Annotated in this window: 17 protein-coding genes and 2 pseudogenes; 6 read left to right on the plus strand and 13 right to left on the minus strand. The window is 71.1% G+C overall.

The window, feature by feature from the left end; translation table 11 throughout:
- Nucleotides 1-43: 43 nt before the first annotated feature.
- On the minus strand, nt 44-553 hold the full coding sequence (locus tag AC07AZ_RS09875; RefSeq protein ID WP_478845675.1) for a tetratricopeptide repeat protein: 510 nt from the start codon (nt 551-553) through the stop codon (nt 44-46).
- A gap of 144 nt (nt 554-697) precedes the next feature.
- Between AC07AZ_RS09875 and AC07AZ_RS09880 the strand changes: the two genes are divergently transcribed.
- Nucleotides 698-1,117: a hypothetical protein gene (locus AC07AZ_RS09880; RefSeq protein WP_478845677.1), complete on the plus strand. Its 420-nt coding sequence runs from the start codon at nt 698-700 to the stop codon at nt 1,115-1,117.
- 94 nt (nt 1,118-1,211) lie between these two features.
- On the opposite strand, the gene AC07AZ_RS09885 is transcribed toward AC07AZ_RS09880, so the two are convergent.
- From AC07AZ_RS09885 to AC07AZ_RS09910, 6 genes and pseudogenes are all read right to left on the minus strand, one after another.
- Complete coding sequence (locus AC07AZ_RS09885; protein ID WP_478845678.1) at nt 1,212-2,771, minus strand: DUF1996 domain-containing protein; 1,560 nt, start codon at nt 2,769-2,771, stop codon at nt 1,212-1,214.
- 170 nt (nt 2,772-2,941) lie between these two features.
- Nucleotides 2,942-3,533: pseudogene (locus AC07AZ_RS09890) on the minus strand (LuxR C-terminal-related transcriptional regulator); the annotation flags it as partial.
- Nucleotides 3,534-3,655: 122 nt separating this feature from the next.
- On the minus strand, nt 3,656-4,249 hold the full coding sequence (locus tag AC07AZ_RS09895; RefSeq protein WP_478845680.1) for a winged helix-turn-helix domain-containing protein: 594 nt from the start codon (nt 4,247-4,249) through the stop codon (nt 3,656-3,658).
- Between the two features lie 118 nt (nt 4,250-4,367).
- The gene (locus AC07AZ_RS09900) at nt 4,368-4,490 is read right to left on the minus strand and encodes a hypothetical protein (protein WP_399731594.1); all 123 of its coding nucleotides are present in this window, start codon (nt 4,488-4,490) and stop codon (nt 4,368-4,370) included.
- A gap of 145 nt (nt 4,491-4,635) precedes the next feature.
- On the minus strand, nt 4,636-5,664 hold the full coding sequence (gene glnII / locus AC07AZ_RS09905; RefSeq protein ID WP_478845683.1) for a glutamine synthetase: 1,029 nt from the start codon (nt 5,662-5,664) through the stop codon (nt 4,636-4,638).
- A gap of 475 nt (nt 5,665-6,139) precedes the next feature.
- Nucleotides 6,140-6,518, minus strand: a pseudogene (locus AC07AZ_RS09910) (RlpA-like double-psi beta-barrel domain-containing protein).
- Here AC07AZ_RS09910 and AC07AZ_RS09915 point away from each other — a divergent pair.
- Nucleotides 6,454-6,657, plus strand: coding sequence for a hypothetical protein (locus AC07AZ_RS09915; RefSeq protein ID WP_478845859.1), 204 nt, complete (start codon nt 6,454-6,456; stop codon nt 6,655-6,657). The pseudogene AC07AZ_RS09910 and the gene AC07AZ_RS09915 sit on opposite strands and share 65 nt — an antisense overlap.
- A gap of 280 nt (nt 6,658-6,937) precedes the next feature.
- Nucleotides 6,938-7,246, plus strand: coding sequence for a hypothetical protein (locus AC07AZ_RS09920; protein ID WP_478845685.1), 309 nt, complete (start codon nt 6,938-6,940; stop codon nt 7,244-7,246).
- Nucleotides 7,247-7,489: 243 nt separating this feature from the next.
- Here the strand turns inward: AC07AZ_RS09920 and AC07AZ_RS09925 are convergent, their stop codons facing one another.
- Complete coding sequence (locus AC07AZ_RS09925) at nt 7,490-8,683, minus strand: winged helix DNA-binding domain-containing protein (RefSeq protein WP_478845687.1); 1,194 nt, start codon at nt 8,681-8,683, stop codon at nt 7,490-7,492.
- A gap of 188 nt (nt 8,684-8,871) precedes the next feature.
- On the opposite strand from AC07AZ_RS09925, the gene AC07AZ_RS09930 reads away from it, so the two are divergent.
- Both AC07AZ_RS09930 and AC07AZ_RS09935 read left to right on the plus strand, forming a co-directional pair.
- Nucleotides 8,872-10,221: a DUF2252 domain-containing protein gene (locus AC07AZ_RS09930; RefSeq protein WP_478845689.1), complete on the plus strand. Its 1,350-nt coding sequence runs from the start codon at nt 8,872-8,874 to the stop codon at nt 10,219-10,221.
- Between the two features lie 239 nt (nt 10,222-10,460).
- The gene (locus tag AC07AZ_RS09935; protein ID WP_478845691.1) at nt 10,461-10,739 is read left to right on the plus strand and encodes a hypothetical protein; all 279 of its coding nucleotides are present in this window, start codon (nt 10,461-10,463) and stop codon (nt 10,737-10,739) included.
- Nucleotides 10,740-10,779: 40 nt separating this feature from the next.
- Here AC07AZ_RS09935 and pspAB read toward each other — a convergent pair whose 3' ends face one another.
- The 4 genes from pspAB to glnA form a co-directional block, all read right to left on the minus strand.
- Nucleotides 10,780-11,364, minus strand: coding sequence for a PspA-associated protein PspAB (gene pspAB / locus AC07AZ_RS09940; RefSeq protein WP_478845693.1), 585 nt, complete (start codon nt 11,362-11,364; stop codon nt 10,780-10,782).
- Between the two features lie 2 nt (nt 11,365-11,366).
- Nucleotides 11,367-12,287, minus strand: coding sequence for a zinc metalloprotease HtpX (gene htpX, locus AC07AZ_RS09945; protein WP_478845695.1), 921 nt, complete (start codon nt 12,285-12,287; stop codon nt 11,367-11,369).
- A gap of 229 nt (nt 12,288-12,516) precedes the next feature.
- Nucleotides 12,517-12,774 (minus strand): SCO2583/SCO2584 N-terminal domain-containing protein, encoded by a 258-nt coding sequence (locus AC07AZ_RS09950; protein ID WP_478845697.1) that lies wholly within the window; start codon nt 12,772-12,774, stop codon nt 12,517-12,519.
- Nucleotides 12,775-12,912: 138 nt separating this feature from the next.
- Complete coding sequence (glnA, locus tag AC07AZ_RS09955) at nt 12,913-14,322, minus strand: type I glutamate--ammonia ligase (RefSeq protein ID WP_478845699.1); 1,410 nt, start codon at nt 14,320-14,322, stop codon at nt 12,913-12,915.
- A gap of 212 nt (nt 14,323-14,534) precedes the next feature.
- Here glnA and AC07AZ_RS09960 point away from each other — a divergent pair, with 212 nt between their 5' ends.
- Entirely contained in the window at nt 14,535-15,002 is a 468-nt protein-coding gene (locus AC07AZ_RS09960) for an RDD family protein (protein ID WP_478845701.1), read from the plus strand.
- Nucleotides 15,003-15,117: 115 nt separating this feature from the next.
- Here the strand turns inward: AC07AZ_RS09960 and AC07AZ_RS09965 are convergent, their stop codons facing one another.
- Nucleotides 15,118-15,819 carry a DUF4191 domain-containing protein gene (locus AC07AZ_RS09965; RefSeq protein WP_478845703.1) on the minus strand — a complete coding sequence of 234 codons (702 nt, stop codon included), beginning with the start codon at nt 15,817-15,819 and terminating at the stop codon, nt 15,118-15,120.
- Nucleotides 15,820-15,870: the final 51 nt, after the last annotated feature.

Here is a 15,870-nt window from a genome sequence, read left to right on the forward strand (position 1 = left end):
GCAGAACGAGCGAATCCGCGGATGGTCACCTGGCTGCGGAGAGTTACGCCTCCTCCTCCACGAGCAGGCGGGCGTAGTTCGCCATCGAGCGCTGGTAACGCGGCAGATGGGGGGCCAGCGCGCCGAGCGCCAGGGACAGGCCCTCGCGGTCCCGGCCCAGACTGGACAGGCACAGCGCGAGACATGCCCGTACGGCATCGTCCAACTCGTCGGAGGGGGCGACCAGTTCGGGCGAGAGCAGTGCGACGCCCTCCTCCGCCCGGCCGGTGTTCCGCAGCGAGCTCGACAGCTGGATCCTCGCCCGGCGGCCCTTGTAACCGCTGACGTCGCCGAGCCCGCGCGCCAGCGCCTCCTCGTACAGCGGCACCGCCCGGTCCGAGTGCCCCGTGGAGTCCCACGCGCAGGCCCGCTCGAAGGGGCCGAGCGGGCTGTCGGCGGGCAGCTCGGCGACCAGCGCGTCGATCACCGCCCGGAAGCCGGCGGCGTCCTGTTCGGCGTAGTCGTCGAAGGTCGCCCAGGCGGCGGTCACACGATCTTCCCAGTCAGCGTTCACCGGGTCACCTTCGCACGGGTGTGCCGGGGGTGACAGCGTATTTTGAGTGCTCCGCGAACCGGAGCCGTATCGAAGACAGAGCCCTCGCCCGGGCTCCGTGCGGCATGCGTCCGGACCGTGCCGCCGAAGGGACCGGAGGAACACATGAGGTTGACCCGACCGATGCTCGCGCTGACCGGCGCGGCGGCGGTGCTGGCGCTGGCGGGCTGCGGATCCGGTGCGAAGAGCGAGGCGACCGTGCCCGAGACGGCCACCGGCAGCCTGGAACACCTGGCCGCCGAGGTGAAGTGCACGCCGGACATGCAGACGGACGCCGACGAGATCCGGCAGGCCATCTGCAAGAACTCCGACGGCAGGTTCATCCTCGCCACCTTCGCCACCGACCGCGGCCAGCGCGAGTGGATCAACGAGGCGAAGGACTACGGTGGCCACTACCTGGTGGGCCGCAAGTGGGTCGCCGTGGGCGAGAACACCACGGTGTCCGCGCTCCGCGGCACGCTCGGCGGTGACATCGAGCAGGGCACCGACCACGGCGCCTCGCACTCCGCCGGCCACGGCGGCTGACCGCACCGGTCGCATCCACCGGCACACGAGAAGGGCCGGTGGCGGGAGTTCCCGCCACCGGCCCTTCTCGTCTCAGGACGTCACCGGGGTGACATCACTGGCACCGCTGGCCGGTGTTGACGCAGTTGGCGACCTTGTTGTTCAGGTTGGCGTTCATCACGTTGATGAAGTCGTCGTGGTCGGTGGACGGCTTGTGGAGCTGCTCCGGGAAACCGTCGACCGCGTAGGGGTTCTTGATCTGACCGTTGGCCAGGACCGGGGTGGGAACGTCGTACACCAGGCGCATCGTCAGCTGGGGGATCGCCTTGAAGCCGTTGGCGCAGTTGCCGTTGGCGTCGGCGAAGGCGACGTGCGTGCGGTGGTTGGCGCTGTCGATGTTCTTGCCGTCCCAGCAGGACTGGAAGGCGAACGTCCGCACCACGCTGCTGCCCTTCGGGCAGATCGGGTACTGCTCGGTGAGCTGCACCTTGTTCTCGAAGCCCGTGCAGCTCCAGTGCGCGTTGGCGTTGGCCAGACCGTTGGTCGTGGTCTTGGCGTCACCGGTGATGATGCGCAGGAACTGCGGCATCGCGACGACCTTGCTGGTCGGGCTGCCGACGAACTTGATCTGAGCCTGCTTGGCGAGCAGGATCTTGCCGACGTTGCCCTCCTTGCCGCCACCGTCGTTGTTCTGGTCGAAGTCCTGCGTGCCGTTCTGCACACGCAGCACCGGCCAGTAGTACAGCGACTTGTCCTGCTGGTTCTGGCAGGTGGTCTCGCCGGCCGCGAACGTGTTGTTGTTCGCGAAGGCGTCGTTGGTCTGGTTGCCGACGTAGTCGTGCAGGTGGTGCGCGCCGTTCTTCACGCCGGGCGCCACGATCACGTTGTCGGTGTTGTGGCTGCCGTTGGCGTTGACACCGCACTTGGTGGTGAAGGTACCGGTGGAGGCGTTGCCGTTCTTCTGCGGCTTGGCCTTCACGTTCGCCTGCACCTTCGTGATGTCCACGAAGTCGGCCGCCACCGGGCCGTTGCCGGCCTGGCCGCCGTTGCCCGCCTGCTGACCGCCGTTGTTCTGGCCGCCGTTGTTCTGGCCGGCGCCGGCGCTCTGGCTGGGAGCGGCGGTGGCGGTGTTGCCGCCCTGCTGCTGCCCACCGTTGTTGTTCTGCTGGCCGCCGTTGTTCTGGCCACCAGCCGTGGTGTTGTTGGCGTTCTGCGTCGTGCAGGCGGCGAGCTGGCTCACCGAGTTGTCGAAACTGCCGCCGACCCGCGTGATGTTGATGCGGATGCGGTCGATAGTCGCGTTCCGCTTCTCCTTGAGCGGGCCGACGATCGCGTTCTGCACGAAGCTCGCGTCGTTCGTCTGTGCCTGGCGCGTCGAGGCGAGGCGGGCGTAGGCCTCGGTGATCTGCTTGTCGAGGTTCGCCAACTCCCTGTCGACGCCGGCGCGTGCCGCGGTCGGCACGCTCGTCAGTTTCTGGCCCACGTCCGGGCAGGAGATCGTCGCGACCTGCGCGGCGGCGGCCTTCGTCCAGTTCTGGCCCGAGCTGTTGGACTCGTGCGCAGAAGCGTAGAAGTTTGCCCAGATCAGCCCGCCCCCACCGAGCGCTAGGGCCGCCGATGCGGCTATGGCCTTGGTGGCCAGCGGCGTGCGGCGTTTGCGTGTGTTGCGTCCCATGGAACTCCTCTGACTTCCTTGCGGGGCAGCATCGAGGCGCCCGACAGGATGAAGCGGCTCCCATTCATACGAGGGTGGTCCCACAGGTGTTCAGCCGACTCAGAAATTGATGAGAGAGTCGCGAGACAATTCGGCCCCAACTCCCGCACACGTCACGGAATTCGATGCTGTCAGGGGGTTTGGGCCGGCCCGTGGTCCAGATACGCCAGCACCGCCAGTACGCGCCGATTGTCATCGTCCGACACCTCGAGTCCCGGTTTGGCGAAGATGTTGGAGGTGTGTTTGGCGACGGCCCGTTCGGTGACCACCAGCTGTGCGGCGATCGCCGCGTTGGAGCGGCCCTGCGCCACCAGCTCCAGCACCTCCGTCTCGCGCGGGGTGAGCCGTCCCGGCATCCGGTCGCCGGCCGCCCGGCGCGACAGCAGCTGCCGGATCACCTGCGGGTCCATGGCGGTGCCGCCCGCCGCCACCCGCCGTACGGCGTCCACGAACTGCTCCGCGTCGAACACCCGGTCCTTGAGCAGGTAGCCCCCGCCGTCGCCGTCGGCGAGCAGCTCACGCGCGTACAACTGCTCCACGTGCTGCGACAGCACGAGCGCCGGGAGCCCGGGTCTGGCCCGCCGCGCCTCCAGCGCGCAGCGCAGTCCCTCGTCGGTGTGCGCCGGGGGCAGGCGTACGTCGACCACGGCGACGTCCGGTGCCGAACTCCGCCAGCGCGCGGGCGAGTTCGGGCCCGCTCTCGACGGCCGCGGCGATCTCGAATGCGGCGTTGCCGGCTGGCTCCGGGTGTCGGCCACGGTCTCGGTGACGGGGCGGCGGCAACCTCGTGCCGACCGCCCGCGACACGTCCGCGCCGTCACGGCCGAGCGGGCCGTCCGCAGCTGTCAACGAGCGGTCGGCGGGGTGTACTTGTAGCCGACCCGGCGCACCGTCTGGATCGCGGAGCGGTGCTCGGCACCCAGCTTGCGGCGCAGCCGGGCGATGTGGACGTCGACGGTACGGCCGTCGCCCACATGCCCGTAGCCCCACACCGTGGTGACCAGCTGGTCGCGGGTGTGCACCCGGTTCGGGTGCGCGACGAGGTGGGAGAGCAGCTCGAACTCCAGGTAGGTGAGGTCGAGCGCGCGTCCGTCCACCTCGGCGGTGCGCTGCACGGTGTCGATCCGGACGAGCAGGTCGCCCGCCTGGCCGGCCGGCTCGGCGGCCTCGGGCCGGTCGGGCACCGCGACCGGCAGGAACGGCGGTTGCTGGTCGGCCGGGACCAGCACCAGGTAGCCGACCATCGGCGGCCGGCCCGGCAGGACGGGCAGGGTGTGCTGGGGCGCCGGCAGCCAGGTGGCACCCGGGGGCAGGAAGTCCGCGACGTCGATCACCTCGTCCCGGTCGACGGCGCGCAGCCGGTGCCGGGGCGTCCCGGCCGGCGCGGTGGCGGACGGGGCGGGAAGTGTGGCGGTGGGGAAGGAACGAGTGGTCGCCATGAGAGGTCAGCTCTTTCGCGCGAGGAGTTCGTCAGGGAGGCCGACGACCCGATTCGTGGTCGGGCCCGTCGAGGACGTACGTCGTTTCGCGCTGGCCGAAGGCCGGGGGTGTACGGCTTTAGAGGGCCCGCGCGTTCGTCGCGCGGCAACACACCCGGTCGAAGTCGTGGTGCTGACGGGAGGGCCAGAAGGGCTCGAGGTCATGGCGACCCGTCGCGGTGTACTTCTGGAAGCTGGCCATGAGCCCATTGAAGCAGAAGGAGGCGGCCGGCAGGACCCTCCTCTCACTGCTTGGACGCATCCGTGCCGGAACTCCCCGGCGGCGCGCACGCGGCAGGGGGCGCCCGCCGTGTCGGCGGACGCCCCCTGCCGGGAAGCGGAGCGGATCAGACCTGGCCGGCCTTGTCGAGCGCGGTGCAGCAGGTGTCCACGATCAGACGGGTCACCAGGTACGGGTCGACGTTGGCGTTCGGACGGCGGTCCTCGATGTAGCCCTTGCCGTCCTTCTCGACCTGCCACGGGATACGGACCGAGGCGCCGCGGTTGGAGACGCCGTAGGAGTACTCGTTCCACGGGGCGGTCTCGTGCAGGCCCGTCAGACGGTCGTCGATGCCGGCGCCGTAGTGCTTGACGTGGTCCAGCGGCTTGGAGCCCTCGCCGAGCGACTCGCAGGCGGTGATGATCGCGTCGTAGCCCTCGCGCATCGCCTTGGTGGAGAAGTTGGTGTGCGCGCCGGCGCCGTTCCAGTCGCCCTTGACCGGCTTCGGGTCGAGGGTGGCGGAGATGCCGAAGTCCTCGGCGGTGCGGTAGAGCAGCCAGCGGGCCACCCACAGCTGGTCGGAGACCTCCAGCGGGGACAGCGGGCCGACCTGGAACTCCCACTGGCCGGGCATGACCTCGGCGTTGATGCCGGAGATGCCGAGGCCCGCCTTCAGGCAGTTGTCGAGGTGCGCCTCGACGATCTCGCGGCCGAAGATCTCGTCGGCGCCGACACCGCAGTAGTAGCCGCCCTGCGGGGCGGGGAAGCCGCCCTCGGGGAAGCCGAGCGGGCGGGAGCCGTCGAAGAAGGTGTACTCCTGCTCGATGCCGAAGATCGGCTCCTGCGAGGCGAACCTCTCCGCGACCTCGGTGAGCGCGGCACGCGTGTTGGACTCGTGCGGCGTCATGTCGATGTTGAGGACCTCGCACATGACGAGGACGTCGTCGCCGCCGCGGATCGGGTCCGGGAAGGTGGCCACCGGCTTGAGTACGCGGTCCGAGGCGTGGCCCTCGGCCTGGTTCGTGGACGACCCGTCGAAGCCCCAGATCGGCAGCTCGGCGCCCTTGGCGTCGTCGGCCAGGATCTTGGTCTTGGAGCGCAGCTTGGCCGTCGGCTCGGTGCCGTCGATCCAGATGTACTCAGCCTTGAAGGTCACTGGCCACTTCCTTCGGGGGTGGGTCTGGGCTCACTTGCGGGTGCAGCGGCGCTGCGGCACCGGGGCGCCGCCTTCGATGCCGGGCAGCCTGTCAACAGGCGATTTCCCGGTCATTGCTCGAACGTGAACCCCGTGTTACCGGGTCGTGGGGTGGCGCGGTTCACGGCGTGAGGGGCGAGGTCCGCTCCGGATGTCGGCCGGAGCGCGCGGCGGGACCTCGTCCGCGCGGGCGCGGGGGGCGGCGGACGGGCGGAGCGCCGGCGGCTCGTATGCGATGGGGTTGAGCGTCGTACGACGGGTGGGCCGCCGTCGGCCAGTGGCCGCCCACGGCCCGTGCCGCCCGGACGGGGTCGGTGCGGCGGGGGGCTTGGACATGCCGGAACCGGCTGCTCCTGGCCGGGAGCAACCGGTTCCGTGACACGTGGGCGCGAGGCGCGGCCCGGGACCGCGCCTCAGCGGCCGGCCCGGCGGTGCCTCACCCCACCTTCTCGATCAGCGCCCGGCGGATGAGGAACTTGCCGGGCTCACGGACCTGTTCGAAGGCCGCGTTGTTCAGCAGCGCGCAGCTGCCGGAGACCGAGGTGACCTGCACGGTCGTGGACTTGTTGTTGTCCAGGTTGGTGACCTTCAGCTTCGTCCCCGCCGGGAACTGGTTGCTGGAGGCGGCAGGCGCCCCGCCCTCGCCGGAGAGGGTGACGGTGGAGCCGTTGCACACCTGCCGGCCGGAGGCCGCAGCGCCACCGCCGGCGTTTCCCGCCGCGGCGGTCTGCGAGGGCGCGCTGCGCGTCGATGAACGCCTGGTTGTTGCCGAGCGCGGTGGTGAGCCCCTGGCAGACGGTCGACTCCGCGGACAGTGTCCGGGGTGTCTGCGCGGCGTTCGAGGTGTTCGCCATGGCGAAGGCTCCACCTCCGGCCACGGCCGCCGCGCTCACCAGCAGCGCGAGCTTCTTCTTCGTACTGACGGTTCTCCTGCGGGACATGCGCGCCTCCTGAAGAGGTCGGGGAGCGTACGCCGGGATGTACGAGATACCGAACGAAGTTACTCAGTGGTTACAGGAGTCACCGAAGTAACCTGCGTCACACCGTCGTTCGGATGGTGTGGGACGCGGGGGCCGGAAACCCGTTTCCCACCCCTGTCACAGCAGCCTCGAAAGCCCTTGTGGCCAGGGGCTTTTGTCAGTGGCGGGCGGTAGAATAGAAGCAGTGTTCGAGGGTGTCGCCGGGGTGTCCGAACTCCGGAAGGGGGCGCCCTGACCGCGACAGGAGGATGCCTGTGCCCGCTGCCGCACTGAAGCCGAAGCCCACCCAGTCCACCGCGAAGCACCCCGTGCTGCTCGACCTGCCGTACGCGCCCGTGGAGAAGCGCACGCTGCCGCCGGGCCGGCCGCGCGAGTGGTACGTCACGCACAACCGCCGCCTCAAGGCTTTGCGACTGGCGATCGCCCTGCTCGACTCGGGCGTCTACGTACCCGACCAGGCCCGCAACGAGACGATCCGGAGCACGGCGGAGCTGATCGGAGTCCACCCGCCGTCGGACACCACGTGCCACATGGTGCGAGCGCTGATCCGCTACTCGCGCTGAACGCACCCCGGGCGCGCCGCTGTTGCGGAGGGCGCGCCCGGAGTTCGCGCCGACGCGGAGCCAACCGCCGCGCGCGAAAGGTGAGTTGTCTGGGCGTCGAGGCGCCGAGGCGTTCGGCGTGCCCCCTCAGACGTGTGCCCGAGGCGTGACCCCTCAGGCGCACGCCTCAGAGGTCACGTCCCAGAGATCACGCCTCGGAGCTCAGGTCTCACGTCTCAGGCGTCACGTCTCAGGCGTCACCGCTCACGCCGACAGTTCCTTCTCCAGCGGTGTCCGGAAGCGCGGGGTCACCCGGGTCGCGCCCACCCAGCCGCGCAGCCGGGCGGCCTCCGCCTCGATCGCCGCCCGCGCCTCCCGGCCCGAACCGTCGGTCTCCAGGAGCCGCCACACGATCTCCCCGTCCGGCCGCTGGGCCCAACCGCCCACCACCCGTCCGTCCCACCACACCGTCGGCCCCACGTTGCCGCTGCCGTCGACCAGCAGGGGCCGCAGCCCGGGCGCGAGGTACCAGTCGCGCTCCCGGCGGCTCATCACCGCCGGATCGAGCGACGGCAGCAGCGCGGCCCACGGCTCGGCGGGCCCGGCCACCGGGCCGTCGTCACCGTCGGCGACGTACGCCGGTCCCTCGTCCACCGACACCCGGAGGGCCCCGACCGCCGCCAGCGCCCGGCGGACCTCCGTCACCCGCCACCCCGTCCACCAGGCCAGGTCGGCCTCCGTGGCCGGGCCGCACACGGCGAGCCACCGCCCCAGCAGCGAGGCCTGCGCCCCGGCCGGGTCCAGTTCGGGATGCGCGGGCGCCACCGCCCAGCGGAACTGGCTGGAGGTCCAGGAGCCCAGCGGCCGCCCCCGGACGACCCTGCCCTCCACACCCAGCACCTTCAGCAGCCGCGTCGAGACGGTGTGCAGCCCCTCGTAGCCCTTCCCCGCCGCGTACACGAACTGCTCGCGCAGCCGCGGTTCGTCCGCCGCGAGCTCGGCCGCCGTGGCCTGCCCGCGCCGGGCCAGCGCGGCCAGCGCCGAGTCCTCGACCTCCTTCAGCCAGGCCGCGTCCGGCGCCCCGGCCTTCGCCATGTCCCTGAGCAGCGCGGCCCGCTCGCGGGTGGCGACCGTACGGCCCGTCGAGGCGTGCACGACGGCCGTCAGCTCGGTGGGGAACACGAACACGGTGTGCCGCATGCCGTGCATCCGCACCAGCGTGCGGTCCGTGTACAGCGCCCGGCCCGTCTCCTCCACCGTCCGCGCCGGGTCCGCCAGGCGCGCGCCCACCGACAGGTACACCGTCGCCGGGTCCGTGCCGTGCAGGGCGACGAGTGAACGGGCCACCTCCTCCGGGCTCGCCGCCCGGGCCGCGCCCGCCACCCGCTGCCGCAGCGCGAGCCTCGCCCGGCGCTCCGGCACCCCGATGTGCCGCTCCCCGGCCGCCCTGCGCGTCATACCGACCTCCACCCGTGTCGTCCCGCACCGATCCTCCCCGACGCCACTGACATCCGTATGCCGTCACCCGAACGCCGTACCCCGCGTGCGGGCGTCCCCCCGCCCGGCCTTCACTGCCTTCAGGAGGGCGCGAACCGCAGGGACGAGGGCCGGGAAACGGGAGGCGCGATGGACAGGCAGCAGGGCGGATGACCGCTCCCGCCGGCCCCGCACAGCGCGAGCGGCGGGGCAGGGCCGCCCGCAAACGCGTCCCGCGCTCCGCGCACGCCCTGTGGATCCCCTCCGTGGAACGGCCCGACCCCGTCGCCGTACTGGAACGCCAGGGCCGCGACCGGCTGCCCGAGCTGCTGCCGGTCCGCTACGGGCGCATGGCCGCCTCCCCCCTCGCCTTCCTGCGCGGCGCGGCCGCCGTGATGGCCGCCGACCTCGCCGCGCAGCCGCACTCCGGGCTGACCGTGCAGCTGTGCGGCGACGCCCACCTGCTCAACTTCGGCCTGTACGCGTGCCCGGAGCGGTCCCTGCTGTTCGACCTCAAGGACTTCGACGAGACGTTCCCCGGCCCCTTCGAGTGGGACGTCAAACGGCTCGCCGCCAGCGTCGCCGTCGCCGCCCGCGAGAACGGCCACGGCGAGACCAAGGTGCGCCGGGCGGCACAGGAGGCGGTGGCCGCGTACCGCACGACCATGCGGCGGCTGGCCCCGCGCGGCGAACTCGACGTCTGGTACGAGCGGATCGACGCCGGCAGTCTGCTGCCCCTGGTCCGCTCCGGCCGCTCGCGCCGGCACGTCGGGTCCAGCCTCACCCGGGCCCGCCGCCGCACCAGCCTCCAGTCCCTCGGCAAGCTGACGGAGGTCGTCGACGGCCGCCGGCGCATCATCACCGACCCGCCGCTCCTCGAACCCGCCGGCGCCTCCGACACCGCCGCCCTGCGCAAGATCTTCTGCGACTACCGCTCCACCCTCTCCGAGGAACGCCGGCTCCTCCTGGACCGCTACCGCTTCGTGGACGTGGCCCGCAAGGCCGTCGGCGTCGGCAGCGTCGGCACCCGCTGCTTCCTGGTGCTGCTCGCCGGCCGCGACCACGACGACCCGCTGTTCCTCCAGATCAAGGAGGCCCGCAGGTCCGTCCTGGAGGAACACCTGCCGGGCGGCCCGTACGTCCATCCCGGGCACCGGGTCGTCGCCGGGCAGCGGCTGCTCCAGGCCACCGGCGACATCTTCCTCGGGTGGATGACCGGGCCGCAGGGCCGCGCCTTCTACTGGCGCCGGCTGCGTGACACCAAGGGCTCCGCGGACGTGGCGGGCATGGCCCCGGCCGACCTGGTGGCGTACGCCCGGCTGTGCGGCACCGCGCTGGCCCGCGCGCACGCCCGCTCCGGCGACCGGGTCGCGATCGCCGGGTACCTGGGGGACACGGACACCTTCGAGCGGGCCGTCGCGGAGTTCGCCCTGAGCTACGCCCGTCAGACCGCCGCCGACCACGCGGCGCTGTGCGCGGCCGTCGCGGCGGGCGTACTGCGGGCGGCCCCCGGCATCTGACCCGGGAGCGGCAGAACGGCCCCGGTCACGTGCCGCGGGAAAAGGAGATGCACGCGGCGTGACCGTCTCCCTACGCTGGATACGCGTTACGGAGGCGCCCGCCCCCGCTTCCCGCACGAGAGGCACCACACGGCTGACTCGGGGGCTAGTCTCTACGCACCCACGGCCGGACGCCCTCCCCACGTTCCGCCGGACACGTCGATCACCGCTCGGACCAACCACGCACACGGAGGCCCGTGATGGGCACCATCGTCATAACCGGGACCGTCGTCCTGGTCGTCCTGGGATTCGGAAACCACCTCTGGTGGCTCGCCGCCGTCGCCGTCCTCTTCCTCTACACGCAGTACGGCCGCGGCCGTGGCTCGGCGCCCACCTCGCAGGGCTCCACCCCGGGGTCCACGCCCGCGAGCTACCGCGCCTACCGGGACCGCCGTGACCAGCAGGCCCGCTGGGAGCGCCGCTACCGCCGGGAGCACCCGCTCCAGACCCGCCGTCAGGAGCGCGAGAAGAGCGGGTGAGACCGCCGGTGGCACCGGTGCCGCCGCCTGGCGTCACCGGTCACAGGCCCGGAGCCCCCCACAGCGGGAACCAGCGGTTCAGGTCCTGCTCGATCCGCAGGTCGTCGGCGAGTGCCGCCCTGATCCGCAGCTCCAGCGGGTTGTCGCGCCGTTGCCCCGCACCGGGCAGCGGCGCGAAGGGGTAGAAGGTGCCCCGCTTGTACAGGTAGACCAGAGCGAGCCGGCGCCCCTGCGGGTCCTGGAAACCGGCCAGCGAGCACAGCAGTTGCGGGCCGAAGCCGTTGACCTCCATCGAACTGTTCACCGCGTGCAGGTCGTTGACGAGAAGCGGCAGCTGCCCGGGGGAGCGGTGCGAGACGAGCCACGAGTAGCCGTAGTCGTCGCGCCGCAGCTCCACCGGGGACCCGTCCCGGTCGGCGTCCGCGTCGAGCAGGGCCCGCACCTCCCGGTGCGACTGCTCGAAGGCGGCGCCCTCGACCGTGGCGAAGCACACCGCGCCGTCCCCGGTCGGGGTGAACCCCGCCGCCGCCTCCAGCGTCACCGCGGCCGACGGCAGCGCGAAGAGCCGGTCGAGATCGGGCGCGACCGGCTTGGTCCGGCCGAGCAGGATGTCCAGCAGCCCCATCCTCAGCCCGCCTTCCCCGGCTTCGCCGCCTCGCCCAACTCGGTCGAGATGCGGCCCAGTTGGTCGAGCCGTTCCTCAAGGCTCGGGTGCGTGGAGAAGAGCCGTGCCACATCCGGGCCGGAGCCCAGTGCCGGGGTGAAGTAGAAGGCGTTGAACGCCTGGGCGGTCCGCAGGTCCTTGACGGGGATCCGCGCGATGTCCCCGGAGACCTTCGTCAGCGCGGACGCCAGCGCCGAGGGACGGCCCGTGAGGTGCGCAGCCGCACGGTCGGCCGCGAGCTCCCGATAGCGGGACAGGGCCCGGATGAGCAGGAAACTGAGCGCGTAGACGGCCGCCGACACCCCCATCACGGCGGCGAAGATCACGGCGGTGTTCTGGTCCCGCCGGCCCCCGCCGAACAGCTGCGAGTAGAAGGCGAACCGCACGATCAGCCCCGCGATCACGCCGAGGAAGGACGCGACGGTGATCACGGCGACGTCCTTGTGCGCCACATGGGACAGCTCGTGCGCGAGTACGCCCTCCAGCTCCGCCGGCTCCAGCCGCCGCAGCAGCCCGGTCGTCACACAGACCACGGCGTTGTCGGGGTTGCGCCCGGTGGCGAAGGCGTTCGGCATGTCCAGCTGCGACACGGCGACCACCGGTTTCGGCATGTCCGCGATCGCGCACAGCCGGTCGATCACCGCGTGCAGCTCCGGATACTCCTCCCGCTCCACGATCCGCCCGCGCATCGCCCACAGCGCGATCCGGTCGGAGAACCAGTACTGGGCGCCGAGCATCCCCGCCGCGACGACCACGACCAGCACCCAGGACTTCAGCAGCACGATCAGCGCGGCGACGAACGCCACGTACAACAGTCCGAGCAAAAAGAGCGTGACCGCCATCCGCACGGTCAGCCGCCGGTCGCTCCGGAATCGGCTCTGCATCTGCACCACCCCGCAGTCAGGCACTCGTCCCACTGCCAGTGTGCACCTGCCCCCTTCCACGAGGAGCTCCCGATCCGCCCTAGGACCGGCAAAGCCCGCCCGAGCTCCGGCGCGGGCGGACTCGCGGCGCGTGCGGACCAGTGCCGCGGCAGGCGTCGGTCGCCCCGTCGCGACGCCCGGCACGCCCTCTCGCCGTCAAGGAGCGGCGGGCGGACGTCGCCCCTCGCGGCTAGTAGGGGGCGCGGAAGTTCGCCCAGCCCAGCAGCACGATGATCACGACCACGGTGCCCAGCACGACGGTGGTCGAGACCCAGGACGACCGGCGGGGCGCCGACCGGCCGGGGTCGGCCCGGAAGGGCTGCGGCGCGGGCGGGTTCTCCTTCCAGCGCGCGGCGAGCATCCGGGCCCGCGCCGAGGGCTCCTTGTACTCGGCGGTGTCCGCCCAGCGGAGGTCGAACTCGCGCTCTTCGTCTTCCTGTTGCGCCATCCCCGTTACCTTCCTCGAACAACTGTGTCGGTAGGGATGATCCCTCGACTGTGCCCGGTCTGTGAAGCGAGTCCGGCGAAACACGACGGCGCCCCGCCTCCGGGAGGGAGACGGGGCGCCGGTGACGCGTCGGTCCGGTCACACGTCGAAGTACAGCTCGAACTCGTGCGGGTGCGGACGCAGCTGGAGCGGCGCGATCTCGTTGGTGCGCTTGAAGTCGATCCACGTCTCGATCAGGTCGGACGTGAAGACGTCGCCCGCGAGCAGGAACTCGTGGTCGGCCTCCAGGCGGTCGAGGACGGCCGGGAGCGAGGTCGGGACCTGCGCGACGCCCGCGTGCTCGTCGGGCGCCAGCTCGTAGAGGTCCTTGTCGATCGGCTCGGCCGGCTCGATCTTGTTCTTGATGCCGTCCAGGCCCGCGAGCAGCAGCGCGGAGAAGGCCAGGTACGGGTTGCCGGAGGAGTCGGGCGCGCGGAACTCGACGCGCTTGGCCTTCGGGTTGGAGCCGGTGATCGGGATACGCATGGCCGCGGAGCGGTTGCGCTGCGAGTACACCAGGTTGACCGGCGCCTCGAAGCCCGGCACCAGGCGGTGGTAGGAGTTCACCGTCGGGTTGGTGAAGGCCAGCAGCGACGGGGCGTGCTTGAGGATGCCGCCGATGTAGTAGCGGGCCATGTCCGACAGGCCCGCGTAACCGGCCTCGTCGTAGAACAGCGGGGATCCGCCGCTCCACAGCGACTGGTGGACGTGCATGCCCGAGCCGTTGTCACCGAAGATCGGCTTCGGCATGAAGGTCGCGGTCTTGCCGTTGCGCCAGGCCACGTTCTTCACGATGTACTTGAAGAGCTGGAGGTCGTCGGCCGCGGCGAGCAGCGTGTTGAACTTGTAGTTGATCTCGGCCTGGCCGGCCGTGCCCACCTCGTGGTGCTGGCGCTCGACCTGGAGGCCGGACGCGGCCAGCTCCAGGGAGATCTCCGCACGCAGGTCGGCGAAGTGGTCGACCGGCGGGGTCGGGAAGTAGCCGCCCTTGTAGCGGACCTTGTAGCCGCGGTTGTCCTCCAGCGCACCGGTGTTCCAGGCGCCCGCCTCGGAGTCGATGTGGTAGAAGGACTCGTTCGCGGAGGTCTGGAACCGCACGCTGTCGAAAACGTAGAACTCGGCCTCGGGGCCGAAGTACGCGGTGTCCGCGATCCCGGTCGACGCGAGGTAGGCCTCGGCCTTCTTGGCCACGTTGCGCGGGTCACGGGAGTACTGCTCGCCCGTGATCGGGTCGTGGATGAAGAAGTTGATGTTGACCGTCTTGTCGCGGCGGAAGGGGTCGACGCGCGCGGTGGACAGGTCGGCGCGCAGCGCCATGTCCGACTCGTGGATGGCCTGGAAGCCGCGGATGGAGGAGCCGTCGAAGGCCAGTTCCTCGTCCGGGTCGAAGGCCTCCACCGGCAGCGTGAAGTGCTGCATGACTCCCGGCAGGTCGCAGAAACGGACGTCGATGAACTTGACGTCCTCGTCCGCGATGAACTTCTTGGCCTCGTCGGCGTTCTGGAACATCCAGCTCCTCCTACTCCCGGCCGTTCCCGTGCCGGGGTGGTAGTTCGTTCGTGCGGCCAGTGCGGTGGCACACGCTGACCTCGACCCTAGGGACGGGTGGTTTCTCGGGCGTGACTCATTTGTTTCGCAGAAGTTAACCGGCCCGGGTTCGAGCCTAGCCTGTCGACACCCCGCCGTCCCGGGCGCATATGGGGGCGCAGTACCGTGGACGGGTGGACAACAGGCAAGCAATCGGATCGTGGCTGTCCGGACCCCGCTCGGCGATGGAGGAAGCCGGTGCCGACTTCGGATACCGGGGCGAGCAGCTCGGTCTGCCGCAGGAGGGGCCGGGTTCGATCGCCCGCCCGGGCCGCCGGCTCGGCGCCCTCGCCGTCGACTGGGGCCTGTGTCTCTTGATCGCATACGGCCTGATCACGGACAGCTATGACCGTGCGGCCCAGGTCTGGGCGCCGCTCGTCCTGTTCGCTCTGATCGTCCTCACCGTCGGCACGGTCGGCTTCACCCCCGGCAAGCGGCTCCTCGGCCTGCGGGTGATCGCCCTGGACACCGGCCGCGTCAACCCGCTGCGCGCGCTGCTGCGCACGGTCCTGCTGTTCCTCGCCGTCCCGGCCCTGATCTGGGACCGCGACGGGCGCGGCCTGCACGACCGGCTGGCCGGCACGGTCGAGGTGCGGATCTGACGCCTCCCGTACGGCGGCGAGGCGCACCGCATGACGAACGCGAGGCGCACCGCATGACGAAGGGGCCGTCCGGAGTGATCCGGACGGCCCCTTTCAACGTGTGACGCGGGAGGGGTCAGCGGGCCTTCGGGCCGCCCTTCGGCAGCTTCATGCCCTTGGGCATCGGCCCCTTGGGCAGCGGCATGTTGTTCATCAGGTCGCCCATGGCCCGCAGCCGGTCGTTGGTCGTGGTGACCTGCGGGCCGGTCAGGACGCGCGGGAACTTCAGCAGCGTCGTGCGGACCTTCTTGAGCGGGACCTGGCCCTCGCCGGTGCCCACGATCACGTCGTGCACCGGCACGTCCGCGACGATGCGGTTCATCTTCCGCTTCTCGGCGGCCAGCAGGGTCTTCACCCGGTTCGGGTTGCCCTCGGCGACCAGGACGATGCCGGCCTTGCCGACGGCCCGGTGCACCACGTCCTGGCTGCGGTTCATCGCCACCGCGGGCGTCGTCGTCCAGCCCCGGCCGATGTTGTCCAGGACGGCCGCCGCAGCGCCCGGCTGGCCTTCCATCTGCCCGAAGGCCGCCCGCTCGGCCCGGCGCCCGAAGACGATCGCCGTCGCGAGGAAGGCGAGCAGCAGGCCCAGGATGCCGAGATAGATGGGGTGACCGATCAGGAAACCGATCGCGAGGAAGACACCGAAGGTGATGATGCCGACACCCGCGAGTACAAGACCGATCTTCTTGTCGGCCTTGCGGGTCATCTTGTAGGTCTGGGCAATCTGCTTGAGTCGCCCGGGGTTCGCAGCGTCCGCTGCCGTGTCCTTCCTCGCCATGCCGTGAAGTCTACGTGGCCCCGGAGGCGCCGACGACGGCAGTGTCCGCGG

It is taken from the genome of Streptomyces sp. NPDC043878, from assembly GCF_056435735.1.

Bases quoted from the DNA above. Each gene is read 5' to 3' on its own strand.
- AC07AZ_RS09880 (WP_478845677.1), top strand. From the start codon at position 698: ATGAGGTTGACCCGACCGATGCTCGCGCTGACCGGCGCGGCGGCGGTG.
- AC07AZ_RS09885 (WP_478845678.1), bottom strand. From the start codon at position 2,771: ATGGGACGCAACACACGCAAACGCCGCACGCCGCTGGCCACCAAGGCC.
- AC07AZ_RS09895 (WP_478845680.1), bottom strand. From the start codon at position 4,249: ATGGCGACCACTCGTTCCTTCCCCACCGCCACACTTCCCGCCCCGTCC.
- AC07AZ_RS09900 (WP_399731594.1), bottom strand. From the start codon at position 4,490: ATGGCCAGCTTCCAGAAGTACACCGCGACGGGTCGCCATGACCTCGAG.
- AC07AZ_RS09915 (WP_478845859.1), top strand. From the start codon at position 6,454: ATGAACGCCTGGTTGTTGCCGAGCGCGGTGGTGAGCCCCTGGCAGACG.
- AC07AZ_RS09925 (WP_478845687.1), bottom strand. From the start codon at position 8,683: ATGACGCGCAGGGCGGCCGGGGAGCGGCACATCGGGGTGCCGGAGCGC.
- AC07AZ_RS09930 (WP_478845689.1), top strand. From the start codon at position 8,872: ATGACCGCTCCCGCCGGCCCCGCACAGCGCGAGCGGCGGGGCAGGGCC.
- AC07AZ_RS09935 (WP_478845691.1), top strand. From the start codon at position 10,461: ATGGGCACCATCGTCATAACCGGGACCGTCGTCCTGGTCGTCCTGGGA.
- pspAB (WP_478845693.1), bottom strand. From the start codon at position 11,364: ATGGGGCTGCTGGACATCCTGCTCGGCCGGACCAAGCCGGTCGCGCCC.
- htpX (WP_478845695.1), bottom strand. From the start codon at position 12,287: ATGCAGAGCCGATTCCGGAGCGACCGGCGGCTGACCGTGCGGATGGCG.
- AC07AZ_RS09950 (WP_478845697.1), bottom strand. From the start codon at position 12,774: ATGGCGCAACAGGAAGACGAAGAGCGCGAGTTCGACCTCCGCTGGGCG.
- glnA (WP_478845699.1), bottom strand. From the start codon at position 14,322: ATGTTCCAGAACGCCGACGAGGCCAAGAAGTTCATCGCGGACGAGGAC.
- AC07AZ_RS09965 (WP_478845703.1), bottom strand. From the start codon at position 15,819: ATGGCGAGGAAGGACACGGCAGCGGACGCTGCGAACCCCGGGCGACTC.